Source organism: Marinitenerispora sediminis (assembly GCF_003336425.1).
GTDB lineage: Bacteria > Actinomycetota > Actinomycetes > Streptosporangiales > Streptosporangiaceae > Marinitenerispora > Marinitenerispora sediminis.
Genome location: NZ_QEIO01000281.1, coordinates 1 through 2,446 on the forward strand (window position 1 = coordinate 1; position 2,446 = coordinate 2,446).

1 protein-coding gene is annotated in these 2,446 nt (G+C 69.2%); it reads right to left on the bottom strand.

Translation table 11 applies throughout. The features are described 5' to 3' along the window. Positions 1-158: 158 nt before the first annotated feature. Positions 159-1,295 carry a hypothetical protein gene (locus DEF28_RS26245; protein WP_114400874.1) on the bottom strand — a complete coding sequence of 379 codons (1,137 nt, stop codon included), beginning with the start codon at positions 1,293-1,295 and terminating at the stop codon, positions 159-161. Positions 1,296-2,446 lie beyond the last annotated feature (1,151 nt).

Here is a 2,446-nt window from a genome sequence, read left to right on the forward strand (position 1 = left end):
CCCAAACGCCCTGACCTCAGCCCGAAAAGCCCGCTGACCTGCGAAAACATCCCAGCCACCGCCCGGCAAGAGGAACTCTTGCCTATAACTTGCTTTCTTCAAGAGGGTGAACATGGCTAAGCAGTCCCTCACAGTGAGGGACTGCGGTAGCTGGCTGGCTAGGTGCGGAGTCGGGCGAGCAAGGCGCGAACGTCGCGGGTGGCCGCTTTGGCTACCGCGGACAACCCGCTGTCCTCGGGCTCCTGGGTGCGGTGGGACAGCTGGGGGACGGGGTGGCAATGGGGGCAGCGGCGCATCCCCTCGCTGCCGTCGGCACGGATGGCCATCACGAGGCGTGTGCGCTCTTCACAGCGGCCGCACCAGGCCGGCTTGGGTCCGGTGACGGTGTAGGCGTCTGCGGGCGGCCTGGGGTCGCTGGGGCGGCCCCAGCCGGGTGTGCGGGTGCGCGCGCCGAGCACGACGCGCACCGCCGAGCCGGCGTCGGCGAGGTCGCGGGTGAGCTCGTCGAGGATCACCGCTTCGTCGCCGCCGTTGTTCAGTTCGCTCAGAACGCGCTGAGACAGCCGCTGACGGTCTCGGGGGCCCGGCGCCCTATGCCGGGAGGGCCAGCGGCCTACAGCGGCGTCCACGAGGCTCTCAGCGCGCCTCAGCGCCTCGTCACCGCTCGGCGGCGGTGGTGGCGGTGGTGGCGGTGGTTCCTCGGCTTCGGGCGCAGCCTCATCCTCCCTCCCGGCCGCATGACCGCACTCGCCCGCCGCGTCCTCAGCGCGCGGGGAGGGGAGGGGAGGGGAGGAGTTCTTGATGTTTTTCTTCTTGTTCTTCTCTTTAACCGTCGAGGGACCGACCGTCGGTGAACCGACCGTCGGAAACCCGTCGGTCGGTGCGACCTGCGGAGATGCCAGTTCTGAGAGGGATTCGTTACCGCGCCAGCTCATCAGGAGGCCGCCGCGCACGGACTCCCCTGGGGCGTACATGGTGGCGATCTCGGCGAGATCGTCGGCGGTGTGCGGGTCGGCGGCGCGGAACACGTCGGTGTGCCAGAGGCCCCCGCTGTCCTGCCACTTCACCTTGACCACGTAGCCATGCGCGATCAGGGTCCGCATGGCCTTGTAGGCCGCTTGACGGCCGATCCCGGCCTTGGAGGCGACCAGGCGGTCCAGGCTGAAGTCCCAGCCGTCGTCATGGCGCAGCACGTGCGCCAGCAGGCCGACCGCGTTGAAGTCCGGCAGGCGATCCAACGCATCGTGGGGGAGCTGCACGAAGCGGGCGGGGCGCAGGGTGCGGAGGCGGATCACCGGGCACCCCCAGTGATGGTCGCGGGGGCGGCGGGGCGCTGTGCCCGGGGGGCACGAGTCGATACACTCATGACGTCTTTCGTTTGCAGCGGAGACCTTTTCGGCCGGGAGCCGCTAACTCCCGGCCGTTTCTTTTGTGGGCGTGACTTTATCGCGCAGGCCCGCAGGTGCGGGAGCTCCGCGCTGGCGGGGGCTCCGCGGGCGCCGGCCGCGCTCGGAGGTACGTGGTCCAGGGTGAGCAGCCCGCGCGGTGGACACGCCCGCTGACCTGGTGAACCGGCCGCGATCTGGTGCTGAGTCGGCGGCGTGTTCAGATTTTCCCTACAGGTTCAAGGAAGCCGCCCATGCGTTATGCGTGGGCGGCTTCGTCGTGCGGGTGCGCGGCCCGGTTCGCCGCCGCGCGCGCTGGGGCGCGTGCTCGCGTCGGCCCGACGCGCGGCTCCCCGGCCCTCCCGGCCACCGTCAACCACCCCGCCGCGCACCCGCCGGCCGGTCCCAAAAACCCGACCGCGCCCGAGGCGACCAGACCCCGGACGCAGGTATCACCCCGATACGACACGCTATGCCCGCGACGCCGCGATACCTGCGCACTTCCCGTTCTTGGGGGCGCGGGGCTCGGGTTCGTGGTGGCCGGGGCTCCGGGTGATCACCCGGAGCCCCGGGAGCGGATCAGCGCTGGGGGGCCATCGGGCCCGGCTTCATGTCCTTCGCCCAGTCGGGCAGGTCGCTGGTGTCGTCGTCGCCGTTGGCCAGAACGGCCCAGACGGGGGGCATCTGCTCACCTCCTCTCCACTGTTCAGTTATCAAAGACCTTCACTGTAGAGTTTACCCTATCTGGAGGTCGTTAAACCTTCGACCGGATCACTACCGGGGGCTACCGCACCCGGCGCACGTCGAGGTGCCTCGGGTGTTCGTCTTGCAGATGCCGCACCACTTCTTCTCGTTGTTCGGGGTCGGCCTCGGCGGCTTCGGCTTACGGGCCATGTTGCTTCTCCTTCTCGGATCGCTAGATCCCTGCGCGCCCCCGGCCACCACGAACCCGAGCCCCGCGCCCCAAACGCCCTGACCTCAGCCCGAAAAGCCCGCTGACCTGCGAAAACATCCCAGCCACCGCCCGGCAAGAGGAACTCTTGCCTATAACTTGCTTTCTT